13 protein-coding genes are annotated in these 17,234 nt (G+C 71.1%); 5 read left to right on the forward strand and 8 right to left on the reverse strand.

Annotated elements, in window-relative coordinates; all coding sequences use genetic code 11:
- Window positions 1-312: 312 nt before the first annotated feature.
- The 3 genes from ACTMTU_RS27880 to ACTMTU_RS27890 all read left to right on the forward strand — a co-directional run bounded on the left by ACTMTU_RS27880 (window position 313) and on the right by ACTMTU_RS27890 (window position 5,538).
- Window positions 313-2,697 (forward strand): phosphoketolase family protein, encoded by a 2,385-nt coding sequence (locus tag ACTMTU_RS27880; RefSeq protein WP_441266212.1) that lies wholly within the window; start codon window positions 313-315, stop codon window positions 2,695-2,697.
- A 264-nt stretch (window positions 2,698-2,961) separates the two neighbouring features.
- Window positions 2,962-4,782: a glycoside hydrolase family 15 protein gene (locus tag ACTMTU_RS27885; RefSeq protein ID WP_441266326.1), complete on the forward strand. Its 1,821-nt coding sequence runs from the start codon at window positions 2,962-2,964 to the stop codon at window positions 4,780-4,782.
- A 129-nt stretch (window positions 4,783-4,911) separates the two neighbouring features.
- Window positions 4,912-5,538: a class I SAM-dependent methyltransferase gene (locus ACTMTU_RS27890; RefSeq protein ID WP_441266213.1), complete on the forward strand. Its 627-nt coding sequence runs from the start codon at window positions 4,912-4,914 to the stop codon at window positions 5,536-5,538.
- 142 nt (window positions 5,539-5,680) lie between these two features.
- Here the strand turns inward: ACTMTU_RS27890 and ACTMTU_RS27895 are convergent, their stop codons facing one another.
- The 8 genes from ACTMTU_RS27895 to ACTMTU_RS27930 form a co-directional block, all read right to left on the reverse strand.
- Window positions 5,681-6,553, reverse strand: a complete 873-nt coding sequence (locus ACTMTU_RS27895; protein WP_441266214.1) for a universal stress protein — start codon at window positions 6,551-6,553, stop codon at window positions 5,681-5,683.
- Between the two features lie 482 nt (window positions 6,554-7,035).
- Window positions 7,036-7,569 (reverse strand): GNAT family N-acetyltransferase, encoded by a 534-nt coding sequence (locus tag ACTMTU_RS27900; protein WP_441266215.1) that lies wholly within the window; start codon window positions 7,567-7,569, stop codon window positions 7,036-7,038.
- 152 nt (window positions 7,570-7,721) lie between these two features.
- The gene (locus ACTMTU_RS27905) at window positions 7,722-8,384 is read right to left on the reverse strand and encodes a M15 family metallopeptidase (protein WP_441266216.1); all 663 of its coding nucleotides are present in this window, start codon (window positions 8,382-8,384) and stop codon (window positions 7,722-7,724) included.
- 155 nt (window positions 8,385-8,539) lie between these two features.
- A complete protein-coding gene (locus ACTMTU_RS27910) occupies window positions 8,540-9,289 on the reverse strand; it encodes a restriction endonuclease (protein ID WP_441266217.1) in 750 nt (249 codons plus the stop codon).
- 170 nt (window positions 9,290-9,459) lie between these two features.
- Window positions 9,460-9,951: a hemerythrin domain-containing protein gene (locus tag ACTMTU_RS27915; protein WP_441266218.1), complete on the reverse strand. Its 492-nt coding sequence runs from the start codon at window positions 9,949-9,951 to the stop codon at window positions 9,460-9,462.
- A gap of 168 nt (window positions 9,952-10,119) precedes the next feature.
- Window positions 10,120-11,490: a cryptochrome/photolyase family protein gene (locus ACTMTU_RS27920; protein WP_441266219.1), complete on the reverse strand. Its 1,371-nt coding sequence runs from the start codon at window positions 11,488-11,490 to the stop codon at window positions 10,120-10,122.
- A 46-nt stretch (window positions 11,491-11,536) separates the two neighbouring features.
- Complete coding sequence (locus ACTMTU_RS27925; RefSeq protein ID WP_441266220.1) at window positions 11,537-13,105, reverse strand: SDR family oxidoreductase; 1,569 nt, start codon at window positions 13,103-13,105, stop codon at window positions 11,537-11,539.
- Between the two features lie 102 nt (window positions 13,106-13,207).
- Window positions 13,208-13,864, reverse strand: a complete 657-nt coding sequence (locus tag ACTMTU_RS27930) for a TMEM175 family protein (protein ID WP_441266221.1) — start codon at window positions 13,862-13,864, stop codon at window positions 13,208-13,210.
- A gap of 173 nt (window positions 13,865-14,037) precedes the next feature.
- On the opposite strand from ACTMTU_RS27930, the gene ACTMTU_RS27935 reads away from it, so the two are divergent.
- Both ACTMTU_RS27935 and ACTMTU_RS27940 read left to right on the forward strand, forming a co-directional pair.
- A complete protein-coding gene (locus ACTMTU_RS27935; RefSeq protein ID WP_441266327.1) occupies window positions 14,038-14,985 on the forward strand; it encodes an oxygenase MpaB family protein in 948 nt (315 codons plus the stop codon).
- Complete coding sequence (locus ACTMTU_RS27940; RefSeq protein ID WP_441266222.1) at window positions 14,967-17,225, forward strand: tetratricopeptide repeat protein; 2,259 nt, start codon at window positions 14,967-14,969, stop codon at window positions 17,223-17,225. The genes ACTMTU_RS27935 and ACTMTU_RS27940 overlap by 19 nt, the downstream gene beginning before the upstream one ends.
- Window positions 17,226-17,234 lie beyond the last annotated feature (9 nt).

The raw sequence follows: 17,234 nt of genomic DNA on the forward strand, positions 1-17,234 counted from the left end.
GCTCGGGGACGCCCACGTCCCGGCCGCCGTCGCGGACGCCGGACACCCGGCCTCAGGCACCTCCGCACGACCGTCCGCCGTCGAGCTGAGGGCCCGTAGCGGGGCCGGACGGTCCCTCCTTCGGCGCCGTCCGGCTGTGTCACCGTGCGCGGAGAGAGCATCTCGACGACCATGGCGGCGACGGGCGCGGAAGAATCCCGGTCCGGAAGTGGACGCAGTGGAGAGCTGAGCTGTTCGGCGTGGAGCGGCCGGAACCGAACCGGTGCGGGTCGGCACGCCGGAGAAGCCCCGGCTCGTCGACGGAGGAAACGCATGCGCAAGGCCAAGCGTCAGGATCGCTCCGAGCTGTCCGACGAGGAGCTCGCCGCGCTCGACGCCCACTGGAGGGCCGCCAACTACCTGTCGGTCGGGCAGATCTATCTGATGGGCAATCCGCTGCTCAGGCGGCCTCTGGAGCCGACGCACATCAAGCCGCGGCTGCTGGGGCACTGGGGCACGTCCCCCGGGCTCAACCTCGTCCACACGCACATGAACCGGGTCATCCGGCGGCGGGACCTCTCCGCGCTGTGCATCTGGGGGCCGGGGCACGGCGGTCCCGCCGTGCTGGCGAACTCCTGGCTGGAGGGCAGTTACAGCGAGACCTACCCGGACGTGAGCCGGGACGAAGCCGGTATGGAGCGGCTGTTCCGGCAGTTCTCCTTCCCCGGTGGGGTCCCCAGCCACGTCGCACCCGAGACCCCCGGGTCCATTCACGAGGGCGGCGAACTGGGCTACGCCCTCTCGCACGCCTACGGCGCCGCGCTCGACAACCCGGAGTTGCTGGTCACCTGTGTCATCGGTGACGGCGAGGCCGAGACCGGCCCGCTCGCGGCCTCGTGGCACTCCAACAAGTTCCTCGACCCCGTACACGACGGCGCCGTCCTGCCGGTGCTCCACCTCAACGGTTACAAGATCGCCAACCCTACGGTGCTCGCCCGGCTGCCCGAAGCGGAGCTCGACGAGCTGCTGCGCGGCTACGGGCACGAGCCGCTGCACGTCACCGGCGACGACCCCGTCGCGGTGCACCGCGCCATGGCCGCCGCGATGGATGCCGCCCTCGGGAGCATCGCCCGGATCCAGCGCGAAGCGCGGACCGGCGGCACGGTCGTACGCCCGCGATGGCCCGTGATCGTGCTGCGTACGCCCAAGGGATGGACCGGTCCGGCCGAGGTCGACGGCCTGCCGGTCGAAGGAACCTGGCGAGCGCACCAGGTCCCGCTCGCGGGCGTACGGGACAACCCCGCCCACCTCGCCCAGTTGGAGGAATGGCTGCGCTCGTACCGGCCCGAGGAACTCTTCGACGAGTACGGCCGGCCCCGGCCCCAGGTCCTGGCCTGCGTGCCCGAAGGCAGCCGCAGGCTCGGCGCGACTCCGCACGCCAACGGCGGCCTGCTCCTGCGGGAACTGCCCGTCCAACCGCTCGAAGAGTTCGCCGTACCCGTCGACAAGCCCGGCGCGACCCTGCACGAGCCGACCCGGGTTCTGGGCGATCTGCTCGAAAGCGTCATGGCGGCCACCGCGGGCCGGCGCGACTTCCGGCTCGTCGGACCGGACGAGACGGCCTCGAACCGACTCGAGGCGGTCTACGACGCCAGCGGCAAGGCCTGGCAGGCCCGGACCCTCGAGACCGATGAGCATCTGGACCGGCACGGCCGCGTGATGGAGATCCTCTCCGAACACACCTGCCAGGGCTGGCTGGAGGGCTACCTCCTCACCGGCCGGCACGGGTTGTTCTCCTGCTACGAGGCCTTCGTCCATATCGTCGATTCGATGGTCAACCAGCACATCAAGTGGCTCAGGACGTCCAGGTCCCTGCCCTGGCGTGCCCCCGTCGCCTCCCTCAACTACCTGCTGACCAGCCACGTCTGGCGCCAGGACCACAACGGCTTCTCCCATCAGGACCCCGGCTTCGTCGACCACGTCCTCAACAAGAGCCCCGAAGTCGTACGGGTCTACCTGCCGCCGGACGCCAACACCCTGCTGTCCGTCGCCGACCACGCGCTGCGCAGCCGCGACTACGTCAACGTGATCGTCGCCGGCAAGCAGCCCTGCTTCGACTGGCTCTCGCTCGACGAGGCCCGCCTCCACTGCGCGCGCGGCGCGGGTGTCTGGGAATGGGCGGGCACCGAGAGCGCCGGCCAGGAGCCGGATGTGGTGCTGGCCTGTGCGGGCGACGTCCCCACGCAGGAGGTACTCGCGGCCGCCGATCTGCTCCGCCACCATCTTCCCGACCTCGCCGTACGCGTCGTCAACGTCGTCGACCTGGCCCGCCTCATGCCGCACGAGGAGCATCCCCACGGCATGACGGACTCGGAGTACGACGCTCTGTTCACCACCGGCAAACCGGTGATCTTCGCGTACCACGGCTACCCGTGGCTGATCCACCGGCTCGCCTACCGCCGCACCGGCCACGCGCATCTGCATGTACGCGGCTACAAGGAGATGGGGACCACCACCACGCCCTTCGACATGGTCGTGCGCAACGACCTCGACCGCTACCGCCTCGTGATGGACGTCATCGACCGCACCCCGGGACTCGGCGTGCGCGCGGTGACCGTCCGGCAGACCATGGCGGACGCCCGCACACGCCACCACGCGTGGATCCGCGAACACGGCACCGACATGCCCGAGATCGCCGACTGGGCCTGGGGCGGGTGAGCGCGGTCGTCCCCGAGCCGTCGATGAAGGCTGCTCGTATGGAGGCGACATGGGCGTCATGCAGGCCCAGGCTTTCCGCTGTCCTGCAGTCTGCGACGAAGTCTGGTCCGCACAGGGTGTTGCTCAGGGTGATGAATGAGTCGGCCTACACTCGGCCGAATGCGCACCGTACTATGAAATGAGCTGATAAATCGCACTCTCCTCCGGCGGAGGGAGGCCACCGTGCCTGCTGAGCCCCTCAGCGGCGAAGAGGTACCCCCTACGGTGCGCAGTCCCGGGAGCGCCGAGACCCGCAGGTACCTGCCGGTCTCGGAACACGGGCTGATCGGAGACCTGCGCAGTGCCGCTCTCGTGGGAACGAACGGCACGATCGACTGGTACTGCTGCTCCCGCTTCGACGCTCCCAGCGTCTTCGCCTCGATCCTCGATGCCGAGAAGGGAGGGAGCTTCGAGCTCGCGCCGGACGTTCCGGCCCGCACGAAGCAGTTCTACTTCCCCGACACCAACGTGCTCATCACCCGCTTCTTCGCGGATGACGGGGTGGCCGAGATCCAGGACTTCATGCCGGTCGTCGACGACTCCCGCGAGGCGGACCGGCACCGGCTGATCCGCAGAGTGGTCTGCGTCCGCGGATCACTGCCCTTCCGGGCCAAGATCTCACCACGGTTCGGGTACGGCACCGAGCCGCACACCGTACGCACCGAGCACGGCTGCGTGATCTTCGAGTCGGCCTCGCTCTCTCTTGCCCTGACGTCCAGCATGCCGGGGGAGAACGACGGACGGGACGTGTGGTCGCTCTTCAAACTCCACGAGGGCGAGAGTGCCGTGTTCGCGCTCGACCGTATCGGGGACACGGTGGCCCCGAAAGTCTGCGCCGTGGCCGAGGCGGAGGAGCTGTTCCAGGCCACCGTCCGGTACTGGCGACGCTGGCTGTCCACGTCCCGCTACCGCGGCCGCTGGCGCGAAATGGTGCACCGCTCCGCGCTGACGCTCAAACTGCTCACCTATGTGCCGACCGGCGCCATTGTGGCTGCGCCGACGACGAGCCTGCCCGAGCAGATCGGCGGCGAACGGAACTGGGACTACCGCTACGTCTGGATCCGCGACTCGGCCTTCTGCGTCTATGCGCTTCTCCGGCTCGGTTTCACCGAGGAGGCGCAGGCGTTCATGCGCTTCCTGGTCGAGTTCGCCCACCTCTCCGACTCCGGGGCGGGTCCCTTGCAGATCATGTACGGCGTCGACGGCCGCCGCGAACTGCCCGAGCGTGAGCTGCCCCATCTCGAGGGCTATCAGGGCTCTGCCCCCGTGCGCGTGGGCAACGACGCGGTCGGCCAACTGCAACTGGACATATACGGAGCCCTCATCGACTCGATCTATCTCTACGACAAGTGGGGGGAGCCGATATCCAGCGCACACTGGGACACCGTCTCCGAGTTGGTCGACTGGGTCTGCGACAACTGGGACCAGCCCGACGAGGGCATCTGGGAGACCCGTGGCGGACGCAAGAGCTTCCTCTACTCGCGCCTGATGTGCTGGGTGGCGATCGAGCGGGCGATGCGCCTGGCCCAGCATCGCGGGCTGCCGGCCGACATGGCGCGCTGGAGCGGCCAACGCGACGCCATCTACCGCCAGATCATGGACAGTGGTTGGTCGGCGGAACGCAGGGCGTTCCTCCAGCACTACGGCGACAGCGTCCTCGACGCCTCCGTGCTGATGATGCCGCTGGCGAAATTCATATCCCCGACTGATCCGAAATGGCTTTCGACGCTGGACGCACTGGGCGAGGAGTTGGTGTCCGACTCCCTGGTCTACCGATATGACCCGCAGGCCAGCCCGGACGGACTGCGGGGTGAGGAAGGCACGTTCTCGATCTGCTCCTTCTGGTACGTCGAGGCACTCAGCCGCGCCGGACGCCTCGAGGACGCGCAGCTGGCGTTCGAGAAGATGCTCACGTACGCAAACCATCTCGGGCTGTACGCGGAAGAAATCGGCCACACCGGCGAGCAGAACGGCAACTTCCCGCAGGCGTTCACGCATCTCGCCCTGATCAGCGCGGCATTCAACCTCGACCGGGCGCTGGGATGAGCGGTGCAACCCCGGGTGACGAGGGGACGACCCGGACATCCCGCGAGGTGCTCACCTACGGTCGCACATAGTGTGATGGCACCGTCTTCGCTCCTGCTGGGCGAGGCTGACCGGAAGGCACTTTTGAACATGACTGGGCAACGCGACCGTTGGGCGGAACTGACCGGTGGACGATCTGGAGAGGAGTACGCTCAGCGTTTCGCGCAGCTCGCCGAATCAGGTCACGACATCCACGGCGAAGCCACCTTCTGCACCGCATTGCTGAAGCCCGCCGCCCGGGTACTCGACGCCGGCTGCGGCACCGGTCGGGTCGCTGTCCGACTCGCGGAGCTGGGCCACCACTGCACCGGCGTGGACGTCGACTCCTCGATGCTCGCCGTAGCCCGCCGAAACGCCCCCACGCAGGAATGGCTCCTCGGTGACCTGGCCCGTCTGGACACCCTCGGCCTGAAGCAGGACTTCGACCTGGCGCTCGCCGCCGGAAACGTCATCCCCCTGCTGGCGCCCGGCACCGAACCCCTGGTTGTCCGGCAACTGGCCGGCGCACTGCGCCCAGGCGGTCTGCTGGTCACGGGCATGGGACTGGACGCAGCGCACCTGCCGCTGCCGGAACCGCCGGTGACCCTCACGGAGTTCGACCACTGGTGTACCCAGGCCGGACTGACCTTGAGGCAACGCTACGCCACCTGGAGCGGCGACCCCTATTACCAAGGCTGCGGCTACGCCGTCAGCGTGCACTGCCGCACCGCCACGTGAGTCCGCTCCTTCCTGCGACGGTCCGGCCCGGGCCCCCGCCCGAGGGTTCCGGCGCGCGTCGCCACAGGCATCGGACGGATGAGACGGTGCCGCGATGGCAATGATCAACCGGGAGATCGGCCAGCAGCTGAGCGATCGGCCGTCAGGAGGGCGGGACCACCGCCACGGGACAGGGGGCGTGGTGGAGGGCAGCGTGGGCGACGGATCCGATGCGGGTGCCCACGGGAGAGCGGCGCACCCGGCGGCCCACCACCAGAAGCCCGGCGCGCGAGGCGGCCCACAGCAGGACCTGCCCCGGGCTTCCGATCTCCACATGCTCCGTCACCGCTACGGAGGGGAACCGCTCACGCCAGGGCATGAGTGCTTCCCGAAGCGCCTTCTCCTCGAACGGCACGAGCCCTCCCGCCTCGTCGACGAGCCGCAGCGACCCGGGGCTGTAGGCGAAGAACGGCGGCAGACTCCAGGCGCGTACCGCGCGAACCGGGACGCCTCGTGCGGCAGCCGCCTCGAACGCGAAGCGCAGCACCGGCTCGCTGTCCTCCGGCGGACCCTGCTGGCCCACGACGACCTCGCCGTTGTCCGCCTCGGGCATCTCCTTGCCCCGGTTGCGGACCGACACGACGGGAATCGTCGCGGCGGCGATCACCTGCTGGCCGTACGAGCCGAGGAGGAAGCCCATCAGCGCCCCGTGCCCCCTGGAACCGAGCACCAGCATGTCGGACTTCTCCGCCTCGCCCAGCAGAGCGGAAGCGGGCACGTCCGGCACCACTTCGCCCGTGACGGAAAGTCCCGGGTACCGGCCGAGCACATGGGTCTCGGCTTCGTGCACGACGGCGTTCGCGGACATGGCCTGCGCCTCCCGGTCCTGGACGACCGGCACGTCCAATGGCTGCCAGAGCCAGGCGTGCACGATGCGGAGCGGGACCCCACGGAGCGTGGCTTCGCGTGCCGCCCAGTCGGCCGCCGCCAGACTCTCCGGAGATCCGTCTACGCCTGCCGTTATCGCGCGGGTCATGGAGAGCCTCCGTACGGTTCGGCGGGCACGGCCACCGCGGCCGCCCGATGCCGTCCAGCATCGGGGAGCGGTGCTCGGTGGGCGAGGGCCGCTCGGCCCCGCGTCGTGGCCGCTCGGTCCGGTGACGGCTGTCGTCCGGGCCACCGTTGCGGAGGATCCTCGCCGTCGAGCCGGGGCGTACGGAGCAAGCCGGAGCGATTCCGCCGAACGGGTTGCGCGGAACGGCCTGCCCGACGGATGCGGGCGCGGCCGGCGCCTATGACGACGGAGCGTGGTCTCAGCGGAACGTGGGGCCCGCTCGGGCCCGTACGGCGGGCCGCTCGGCCCTGTCGGGTGCCGTGCACGTGGCGCAGGCAGAAAGTGAAGGATCCGCCTCTCTCTTCACGGCGGGGACGCTGCCGGGGCCGGGGCTTCCGCCCGCGGGGCCGGCGCTTCCGCCTCAGGTGCGGCGCCGGCCCCGTCAGGCGTTCGGCGTTCCGCTCTCACAGCTCCGCGTCGCGGGGTCGCTCCGCGCGGAGCATGGAGTAGATCACCGAATCGTTCCACTGCCCGCCGCGCCACACCGCGGAACGCAGCACGCCTTCCCTGACGAAACCGGCCTTCTCCAGCGCGCGCTGCTCCGCGAGGTTGGCCACGTCCGTCCACGCCTGGATCCGGTCGGCCCTGCTGTGCTCGAAGAGGTAGGCCGCCAGGAGCTGCTGGGCCCGGGTGCCTATGCCCCGGCCGCGGGCGGAGGGCACCAGGCCGATGGCCAGGCTCCAGTTGGTCAGGTCCGCGGGCCCCCAGGTGCCGGGGAACCACTTGACCCGGCCCACCGTCACGTCGCCCTCGACGACGGAGAACAGCCCCCCGTCCGGGCCGAGGAGGCCGTTCTCCGCGAAGCGGCGGCGCAGGTCGGCCGTCGACTGGAAGCCGAACCACTGGTGGACGCCCCAGCCCTCCGGCCCGTTGAACTCCTGCTCCCACACATCGAGGTCGTCGGCGGTGACCGGGCGCAGCGTGATCTTGTCCGACATGGAACGGCTCCTGATCCTCACGGGCCGCGCGGTCCGATTCCGCACGGCCACGACGGGCAACGTCTTGTGAACTTCTCCCACTGCCCACACGTGCTCCGGCGGCGTGCCGGTTGCGCCCGCCCGGAGAAAGATCGTCAGGACGGCCCTACGGGTCAGCTGCGCGGGCCGATCTCCTTCGGGCCGTAGAGGGCCGCGGCTGCTCCCGTGTTCAAGGCCCAGTAGCGGTCCCCGTACGACCAGTGCCACCATTCCGTGGGGTAGTTCACCAGCCCCGTGGTCGTGAGCACGGAGCCCAGGAGCGCGCGGTTGGCACGGGCCTCCTCGCTGATGCCGGCGGCATCGGTGTAGCACGCGCCCGCACTCTCCTCCGGATCCGCGTTCATGCGCGTGCCCAGGTGCAGTTCGCGCCCGTCGGTGTCGGCCAGGGTGAGGTCGACGGCCGCGCCGGCGCTGTGCGGGGCGATGTCGGGCGGCGACACGTACCGGCTCGCCGCTGAGTGGATCTGCTCGGCGGACCAGCCGGGCCGGGCGGCGCGCAGCTGACCGGCGTACTCCTCGAAGTACTCCCGCTGGAGGGAGGGAGGCCGGTACCCCTCGACGAACAGCAACCGCAAGCCCCGCGGGAGTAGTTCCTGGGCCTTGAGCAGCCGTTCCAGCACGCCTTCGCGCAGGTACGCGAAGGCATCCGCCGGGTCCTGCTTGCGGGTATCGACCAGCAACGAACCACTGCGGCGGACGTCCACAAGGCGTTCACCGCACTCGGTGACAGGTATGGCGGCAACTCGCGGGTCCGACATCAACACGATCTTGGTCATCGTCCGATCATCCCGCGGGACCACCTTCGCCGGACGACGAGGTCCTCGTCCGTGACACCGCGGCCCTCGTCGAGGATCGCTTGGGCCATGCGGCGTCCGCGCCGTGGTCTGCCGGCGATCGCCTTCGGCAGCCTTCTGCAGCCTTCGGCACGGCTTCATGTGCCGACGGTGCCTTCCTCGGTCTCTTGCCCAGAGCCGGGGACGGCGGACGGCGAAGGCGGTTCGGCCTCCCACGGGGCGGGCCCGCTGCCGTCGGTCCAGGCGACGAGGCTCTGGTGGTCGAAGCACAGGATCCCGCACTGTTCCGCGTACTCGACCGCGGGCCGGGTGAACTCGCCCGTGGTCACCACGGCCGCCACACTCGCCTCATGCACGGCGAAGCACGTGCCGCCGAATCGCTGCACCTCCTGGGAACCGACCTTGTTCATCGGGCCGTAGCGTTTGCACTGCATGACGACACGCCTGCCGTCGGGCGTGGTGGCGACCACGTCGGCACCGAGATCCCCCGCACCTCCGACAACCTGGACGTCCCGGCAGCCGTCGCGTTCGCACAGAGCGGCGACGGCCTGTTCGAAGTCGACGGGATCCATGGCCGCGAGGTCGTCCGCCTCGAAGGTCCGCGGTGCTTCTTCGCCTTCGGGCAACGGGGCAGGTGTCCGCGCCTGTTCCCCCGCGCTCGTGCCTGCGGCGTGGTGCGTGAGGTCCGACAGGCCGTCGGCGAGCCGCCCGGCCGCGCGACGACGGCGGGCGCTGCCCAGCCCGGCCGCTGCCACGCAGAGGACGGCCGCCACGGCCACCGCCGCCGCCGGCCGTTCCTCGGCCGCTCTGACGATGAGCTTCAGCGTGAGCCCGACGGCGCACAGGATGATGGCGACGAGTCCGAAGAAGAGGACCAACTGCCGCATACTGAAGGCAGGTTTCCGCTTCTGGCGTCCGGGGCTCCTGAAGTGAACGGTCATATGCGTCCCCCACCGCCCTCGGCGGCTGCAACAAGATCACTCATGCAGGCCGTATGCCCCGCCTGCCGCCTTTCACCGGCCGGGCCCGCCGGTACCGAGCCACCGGGCCCGGCACGTCAGGCGACCAGTTCGCGTACGTGGTCGACACTGCCGCAGTCGGCGTGGAGGTGCTTGGCGCGGGCCTCGCGGAATGCCTTCCCGAGTTCGGCCCGGCGGCCGTCGGCGACGTTCTCACGGGTGTCGTTGAGCAGCGTCCGCTCCTCCTCGTCGACGTGGTGGTTGACCGCCGCGACGAGCGCCTCGAGCTTCTCCTCCCACTCCTCGGACGCGGTGTCCTTCACCTCGAGCAGGGCGAGCAACGCCTCGTTGGCCTCCTCGTGCTCATGGACGCCGTGCTCGACATCGTCGCCGTCCACGTTCTTGTAGCGACGCAGCGCGGGATAGACCTCGTCCTCCTCGGCCTCCGAGTGGGCGACGAGAAGGGCCGAGAACTCACGCAGAGCGGCGGCGCGATCGGCTTCGGCGCTGCGCATGGTGCGGAAAAGCTCCTCCATCCTGCGGTGGTCCCGCAGAATCAGCTCGACGACATCGGTGGTCGCTGACGACATATCGACTCCTCGATCCGCTGGGTTGGTCGCCCGCTCGCATACCCCCTTCCGCGCACGTCAGACGTGCCATGACGGGCACCGCCCCCGGGCGCCGTGGACCGTCCGCGGACCGGGGTGCTCGGGTCTCCGGCGGCCGGGGTCCGGGATGTCGGGTACGAACGATCTCCTTCAGTCCCGGCCGCGGGCATGCTTGAACCGGGCGAGGCCGTCCGCGAGGCCGATCAGGCGCTCCGGGTAGGCCGGCCGGGTCCGTTCGAGCGGGGGCAGCCGCCATGGTTCGTGGACGTACCGGGCTGCGACACCCTCGAGTTCAGGCACCCAGCGGCGCACGTACGCGCCTCGCGGATCGAAGCGTTTGCCCTGGACCACCGGGTTGAGCACGCGGTGAGGGCGCGTGTCCGTGCCGGTCCCGGCCACCCACTGCCAGTTCAGCTGATTGTTGACGATGTCGCCGTCCACCAGCAGGTCCAGGAAATGGCGCGCACCGACGCGCCAGTCCACGTACAGCGTCTTGGTGAGGAAGCTCGCCACCAGCAGCCGGGCACGGTTGTGCATCCACCCCTCGTGCCTGAGCTGGCGCATCGCAGCGTCGATCACCGGGTAGCCGGTGCGGCCTTCCTTCCAGGCGGCGATCTCCTCCGCGGCCTCCTCGGTGCGCCAATCGTCGTCGCGTGCGCGGTAGTCGCGTACCGAGGACTCCGGCCGGGCGGCCATCACCTGATGGTGGAAGTCGCGCCAGCACAGCTGCCGGACGAACGCCTCCGCACCCGGGCCACCGCGTGCCCTGGCCCGCTGTACGACGTCGACGGGGGAAAGCGCCCCGAAGTGCAGGTAGGGAGAGAGCCGCGAGGTCGCGTCGCCGGCCAGGTCGTCGTGCCGTTCCTCGTAGGTGTCGAGACCGCCGCGAACCCAGTCGGCCAGGCGCCGGCGCCCTTCGCTCTCGCCGCCGGCCGGAATCCCGGGGGAGACGCCCGGCCCCGAGCCCCGGGCCGGGAGCGGATCGCTGTGCACACCGTCGGGGACCGGTACCTTGCGCGGGGCGGCTTCCGGCTCACGCAGCCGTACCGCGGACCAGCGGCGGAAATAGGGCGTGAAGACCGCGAAGTGGTCGGAGCCCGTGGGCACCACGGCGCCCGGCGCGACGGCCGTCGCCACGGCGTCGTGCGCGACCAGCCGCACGCCGCGCGCGGCCAGCTCCCCGCGCAGCAGTTCCTCACGCCGGTGCGCGAACCGGGTCACGCCCGCGGCCATGTGCACCTCGAGCGCCCCGCAGGTGGCGGCGACGGCGCCGACCTCCCGGGCCACCGGCCCCGCGCGCAGCACCAGCCGCCCGCCGCGCCGGCGCAGCGAGGCGTCGAGGTCGGCAAGACAGTCGGCGAGGAACGCACGCCGGTTCGGCGCGTCGAAGCCGGCTGTGTGAACGGCCGGGTCGAGCACGAACAGCGGCACCACTTCGTCTGCGGCGCGCAGCGCCGCCCGCAACGGGGGATGGTCGTGCAGCCGCAGGTCAGAGGTGAACAGGACGACCGCGACGGTCATGTGCGACTCCTGGTTCCGGGCGGCCGGTGCCGCGGGGGCCGGCCCATCAGGACCCGCTGCCGGGGGAGCCCGGCCTGCGGACCCGCTCAGGAGGCGGGTTCTCTCCGCGGGCGCTCATCTCTTCGGCGGCGGCTCGGGTGATGTTGCGCGCCATGCCGCCGAACACCAGGGCGTGGAACGGCGAGACGCTCCACCAGTAGGCGTGACCGAAGAGGCCGCGGGGGTGGAACAGAGCGCGCTGCCGGTAGCGGGTGCGGCCCTCGTCGTCCTCCTCGGCGTACATCTCCAGCCAGGCGAGACCCGGCAGCCGCATCTCCGCACGCAACCGGAGCAGGTGCGCCGTCTCGATCTCCTCCACCCGCCAGAAGTCGAGCGAGTCGCCGGCGCGCAGGCGCTCGGCGTCGCGACGGCCACGGCGCAGCCCCACACCGCCGACGAAACGGTCCAGCCGGCCGCGGACCGCCCAGGCGAGCGGGAAGGAGTACCAGCCGTTCTCCCCGCCGATGCCTTCGATCACCTTCCACAGCGCCGGGCGGGACGCCTCGACCGTCCGCTGCCGTTCGTCCACGTACAGGCTGCCGCCGGCCCAGTCGGGGTCGGTGGGCAGCGGATCGCTCGGAGCGCCGGGCAGGCCGGCCGACGACCAGCGGGTGGCGACCTGTGCTTCGCGGACACGCCGCAGCGCCAGGGCGACGGCATCGTCGAACGGCAGCGGATGGCCGGGGGAGTCGGGCACGTAGCGGGCGATCTCGTGCTCCTGGCAGACGACCTCGTGACGCAGGGACTCCGTCAGCGGCCGGGCGATGGACGCGGGCACCGGTGTGACGAGGCCGACCCAGTGACTCGACAGACCGGGAGTGAGCACCGGCACGGGCACGATCAGCCGTCGCGGCAGCCCGGCGACGACGGCGTATCGGCGCATCATCTCCCGATAGGTCAGGACGTCCGGCCCGCCGATGTCGAACGCCCGGTTCACGTCGTCCGGCATGGTGGCCGAGCCGACGAGATACCGCAGTACGTCGCGCACCCCGATGGGCTGGACGGGGGTGCGCACCCAACTGGGGGTGACCATGACCGGCAGTCGCTCGGTCAGGTAGCGCAGCATCTCGAAGGACGCCGACCCGGAGCCGATGACGACGGCGGCTCGCAGGACGGTGGCGGGCACGGGCGATTCGAGGAAGATCCGGCCGACCTCGGCACGCGAGCGCAGATGCGGGGACAGCTCCCGCTCAGGAACGCCGCGCGGCGTGAGTCCGCCGAGGTAGACGACCCGCCGCACACCGGCCGCACGAGCCTGCTCGGCGAAGGTCCTGGCCGCACGGCGGTCGGTCTCCTCGAACCCGGAGCCGGTCCCCAGCGCGTGCACCAGGTAATAGGCGACGTCGATGCCGCCCAGCGCCGCAGCGACCGAGTCGGCGTCGGTGACATCACCCTTGGCCACCTCCACCGCCCCGGCCCAGGGATGGTCACGCAGCTTGCCCGGAGTACGGGCGAGGCATCGCACCCGGTGACCGGCCTTCAGCAGCTCCGGCACCAGCCGCCCGCCGATGTATCCGGACGCACCGGTCACCAGACAGTGCAGGCCGCCGGCCTTGGCGGTTCGGTCGGTGTCCACGTCAGCTCCTCCAGCGCTCGCCGGCTCGTGTGCCTGCCGTTGTCACCGTGCGCCCCGAGCGGCCGGGACCGGTGATCGACCAGGATCATGGCCGGGATCGTGTTACGTACTCTCCTGAGCCGAATCGCGGGCGGCGGCGCGCAGGCGGTTGCCCCGCTCGCCGAGCACCCACTTGACCGGGATCAGCACCGCCCACCAGAGCTTCGCGCCCGTCGGGGACACGAAGGCCAGCGGCACGGCGATCGCGAACACCAGAACGGTCGCCGCGAGATCGGCAACGTCGTTGCGCGCGACGCGCTCGGGCAGCGTCGCGCCGGACAGCCACGGGCGCTTCCACAGCGCGATCGTCAGCGCGAGTTGGGCGATCCCCATGACGGCCACCGCGCCGGAGTAGACCGCCACCGCCCGGGACAGGTCCCCGTACTCGGCCAGCAGGGTGGTGGGGAAGGGCATCAGGGCGATCAGCCCCAGGCCCAGCAGGCCCAGTCGGATGACCGTCCCGTCCACCTTCACCACGTACCGGAAGACTTGGTGGTGGCCCCGCCAGAACGCCGCGATGACCAGAAAGCTGAGCCCGTACGCCCACACGTTGGGCATCACGTCCGCCAGCGCCTCGTCGAACTCGGCGGGGTCCAGGCCGGCGGGCAGCGCGATGTCCAGCGCCAGCAATGTCATCGCGATGGCGAACACGCCGTCCGACAGTGCGATCAGCCGGACCGCGCTCCCCTCGTCGTCCCGTACTCGCTGGTGGCCCTTCACGCTGCCCCACCTTAGGGTCAGAAGTTCTTGAATACCCGGATTGATCCTTTCGGCTCTGACGCACTTACCATGGTCCGACTCGCCCGCGGTTGCGAGCTGACCGTCGAGCGGCAGTGCCGGACGAGGGAGCTGGGTGACCCATGACCCCGGACATGACGCCGAAGATCCCGGACATGACGCCGGACGCGGCCCCACGACAGGCCGCCGACCCCGGACTGTTCGGACCCCGCTCCGTGACGTGGAACATCCATGGTGACCCGATCATGTGGATCGCCGGCGTACGCGCCCTCTACCTCCAGGCGCTGCATCCGCGTGCGGTCCGCGGCGTCATGCAGAACTCGGACTTCCGCGAGGACGCCTGGGGCCGGCTGATGCGCACCGCGGACTTCGTCGGCACCATCACCTACGGAACCACCGAGGCCGCGGAGAAGGCCGGCGCCCGCGTCCGCCGGATCCACAGCCGGCTGACGGCCACCGACCCCGCCACCGGGGAACGCTACGGCGTCGACGAACCGGAACTGCTGCTGTGGGTGCACTGCGCGGAGGTCGGCTCCTACCTCGAGGTCGCCCGCCGCTCCGGCCTGCCGCTGGACGACGAGCACGCCGACCGCTACCTCGGCGAACAGCGGGAAGCCGCCCGCCTCGTCGGGCTCGACCCCGCCTCCGTTCCCGCCACCGCCACCGAGCTGGCCGACTACTTCGAGACGGTCCGGCCGGAACTCGCCGCCGGACCGGAGGCCCGCGACGTCGACGACTTCCTCCGCCGGCCGCCCGTCCACCCGCTCCTGGTCCCGGCACGCCGACTGGCATGGGAACGTGTGTCGGCACTCGCGTACAACGCCCTGCCCCCGTACGCCCACGACCTGTACGGCAGAGCCGCCCCGCCGCCCGACCGCGTGACACGGCAACTCACCGTCGCGGGCAACCTGCTGCGCTGCGTTCCCTCCCGTATACGCTGGCAACTCCCGCCCGGTCACATTCTCAAAGCGATGGCGCGACTCGGGCCGGGCGCACGCCCGGCCCCGTACAAACTACGCAGACGGACCGCCATACTGGACCGGCCGGGGAGGGCGCAGCGAAGTGACGGGGGCGACAGCACGCGATGGCGGAAACCAGGCTGATCCAGGACCGCTACAGACTGCTCGATCTCATCGGGCGGGGCGGCATGGGCGAGGTGTGGCGTGCCCGCGACGAATCCCTCGGCCGTCATGTGGCCGTCAAATGCCTCAAGCCGATCGGGTCCCAGCACGACCGGTCCTTCACCCGGATCCTTCGGGAACGCTTCCGCCGTGAGGCACGCGTCGCCGCCGCCCTCCAGCACCGGGGCGTGACCGTCGTCCACGACTTCGGGGAGCACGAGGGCGTGCTGTACCTGGTGATGGAGCTGCTCGAGGGGCGCAACCTCAGCCAGTTGCTCGAGGACAACAAGCAGCAGCCGCTGCCCGTCACCGACGTCGTCGACATCGCCGACCAGATCGCCGACGCCCTCGACTACACCCACGAACAGGGCATCGTGCACCGGGACCTCAAGCCCGCCAACATCATGCGGCTCACCGGAGGCGCGGTGAAGATCTGCGACTTCGGCATAGCGCGCCTCGGGGAGGACATCGGCTTCACGTCCAAGCTCACCGGCACGGGCATCGCCATGGGCACCCCGCACTACATGTCACCGGAGCAGATCGCCGGCGGCCAGGTCGACCACCGCAGCGACCTGTACTCGCTGGGCTGCGTGCTCTACGAGCTCGCCACCGGCTCCCCGCCCTTCGACGTCGGCGACACCTGGTCGATCCTCGTCGGGCACCGCGACACCGTGCCCCGGCCGCTGCGTGAACACCGCGACGAGATCCCCGAGTTCCTCGACCTGATGGTCCTCGACCTGCTCGCCAAGACCCCGGAGGAGCGGCCCGCCGCCGCGGGCGACCTGCGGCGCAGGATCGGCGCGTCCGGACACGTACGGCACGCCCCCGCCGTCGTCCCCCTCCAGCGCCAGGCCCTGCCCGACGCCTCCCGGGAGGCCGCCCTGCCCTACTGGACACGCGGCATGACGGTCGGCCACAAGGCGACCGGCTCCTTCTCAGCGCAGTTCGTGGCCCCGGAGCAGGACCACACCGCGGCGCTCACCGGCCGGTGGACCAGCCCCTCCGTTCCCGCCGTCCCGCACACCGGCGTCCGCGTGCCCGCCCAGGGGCACACCCGGACCACTCCGCCTCCCGAACTGCTCGCCGTCCTCGCCACCCGGCACAACGCGGGCCTGAGCCTGGGCCGCCTCGGTCGCTGGCAGGAGGCGGGGGAGGTGCACCGCGCGGTGGCCGCGGAACGCGAGGCGCTGCTGGGCGCCGACCACCCCGACACCCTGTCCAGCCGCTACGAGGTCGGCTTCAGCCTCAGCCGTACCGGACGCGCCACGGACGCGCTCGAGGAGTTCGGCGGGGTCGCCGCGGGCCGCGAGGCCGCCCTCGGTCCGGACCATCCGGACACGCTCGCCGCCCGGCAGGAGGCGGCGTACGTGCTCGGCGGCCTCGGCCGGTACGCCGAGGCCGACCGGATCTACGCCACCGTCCTCGAGTCCCGCGAGCGCACCATGGGGGCCGACCACCCCGACACCCTGCGCTGCCGGCACAACCTCGCCTTCAACCTCAGCCGCATGGGCCGGATCGAGGACTCCTTCCGGATCGCCGGCGACGTGGCGGCGGCCCGCGCCCGCGTGCTCGGCGACACCCACCCCGACACTCTGGTGACCCGCTACGAGATGGCCTACGCACTCGGACTGCTGGGCCGCTGGGCCGAGGCGCTCGCCACTTACCAGGACGTCGCGGCGGCCCGCGCCGCGACCCTCGGCCCCGATCATCCGGACACCCTCGCGGCCCGCTACGAGACCGGAATCTGCCTCGGCCGGCTCGGCCGCGGCGCGGAGGCCCTGGACCTCTACCGCTCCCTCGTCGAGGACCGCACCCGCGTCGGCGGGCCCGACGACCCGGAGACCCTCCGCGCGCGCCACGGTCTCGGCGTCAATCTCGGCCGGCTCGGCCGCTGGGACGAGGCTCTCGCCCAGGCGCGCGACGTGAGCGCCCTGCGCGAGCGGATCCTCGGCCCGGACCACCCCGACACGCTGGTGAGCCGGCGCGAGGTGGCCGTGGCACTCGGCTGGCTCGCCCGCTGGGCCGACGCGCTCGGCGTCTACGAACAGGTGGCGCGGGACCGCGAGCGGGTCCTCGGCCCGGACCACCCCGACACGCTGGCCAGCAGGAACGATGAGGCGCACTGCCTGGAGCAGCTGGGCCGCCACACCGAGGCGGTGGAGCTGTACCGGCGGGTCGCCGCGCTGCGCGGGACGGTGACGGAGCGGGCGCCCGGCGGTTAGTGTCCGCCC

The organism is Streptomyces sp. OZ13 (genome assembly GCF_052068155.1).
Taxonomy (GTDB): domain Bacteria; phylum Actinomycetota; class Actinomycetes; order Streptomycetales; family Streptomycetaceae; genus Streptomyces.

Excerpts from the sequence above, each read along its gene's own strand:
- ACTMTU_RS27880 (WP_441266212.1), top strand. The coding sequence starts at position 313 with ATGCGCAAGGCCAAGCGTCAGGATCGCTCCGAGCTGTCCGACGAGGAG.
- ACTMTU_RS27890 (WP_441266213.1), top strand. The coding sequence starts at position 4,912 with ATGACTGGGCAACGCGACCGTTGGGCGGAACTGACCGGTGGACGATCT.
- ACTMTU_RS27895 (WP_441266214.1), bottom strand. The coding sequence starts at position 6,553 with ATGACCCGCGCGATAACGGCAGGCGTAGACGGATCTCCGGAGAGTCTG.
- ACTMTU_RS27900 (WP_441266215.1), bottom strand. The coding sequence starts at position 7,569 with ATGTCGGACAAGATCACGCTGCGCCCGGTCACCGCCGACGACCTCGAT.
- ACTMTU_RS27905 (WP_441266216.1), bottom strand. The coding sequence starts at position 8,384 with ATGACCAAGATCGTGTTGATGTCGGACCCGCGAGTTGCCGCCATACCT.
- ACTMTU_RS27910 (WP_441266217.1), bottom strand. The coding sequence starts at position 9,289 with ATGCGGCAGTTGGTCCTCTTCTTCGGACTCGTCGCCATCATCCTGTGC.
- ACTMTU_RS27915 (WP_441266218.1), bottom strand. The coding sequence starts at position 9,951 with ATGTCGTCAGCGACCACCGATGTCGTCGAGCTGATTCTGCGGGACCAC.
- ACTMTU_RS27920 (WP_441266219.1), bottom strand. The coding sequence starts at position 11,490 with ATGACCGTCGCGGTCGTCCTGTTCACCTCTGACCTGCGGCTGCACGAC.
- ACTMTU_RS27935 (WP_441266327.1), top strand. The coding sequence starts at position 14,038 with ATGACGCCGGACGCGGCCCCACGACAGGCCGCCGACCCCGGACTGTTC.
- ACTMTU_RS27940 (WP_441266222.1), top strand. The coding sequence starts at position 14,967 with ATGGCGGAAACCAGGCTGATCCAGGACCGCTACAGACTGCTCGATCTC.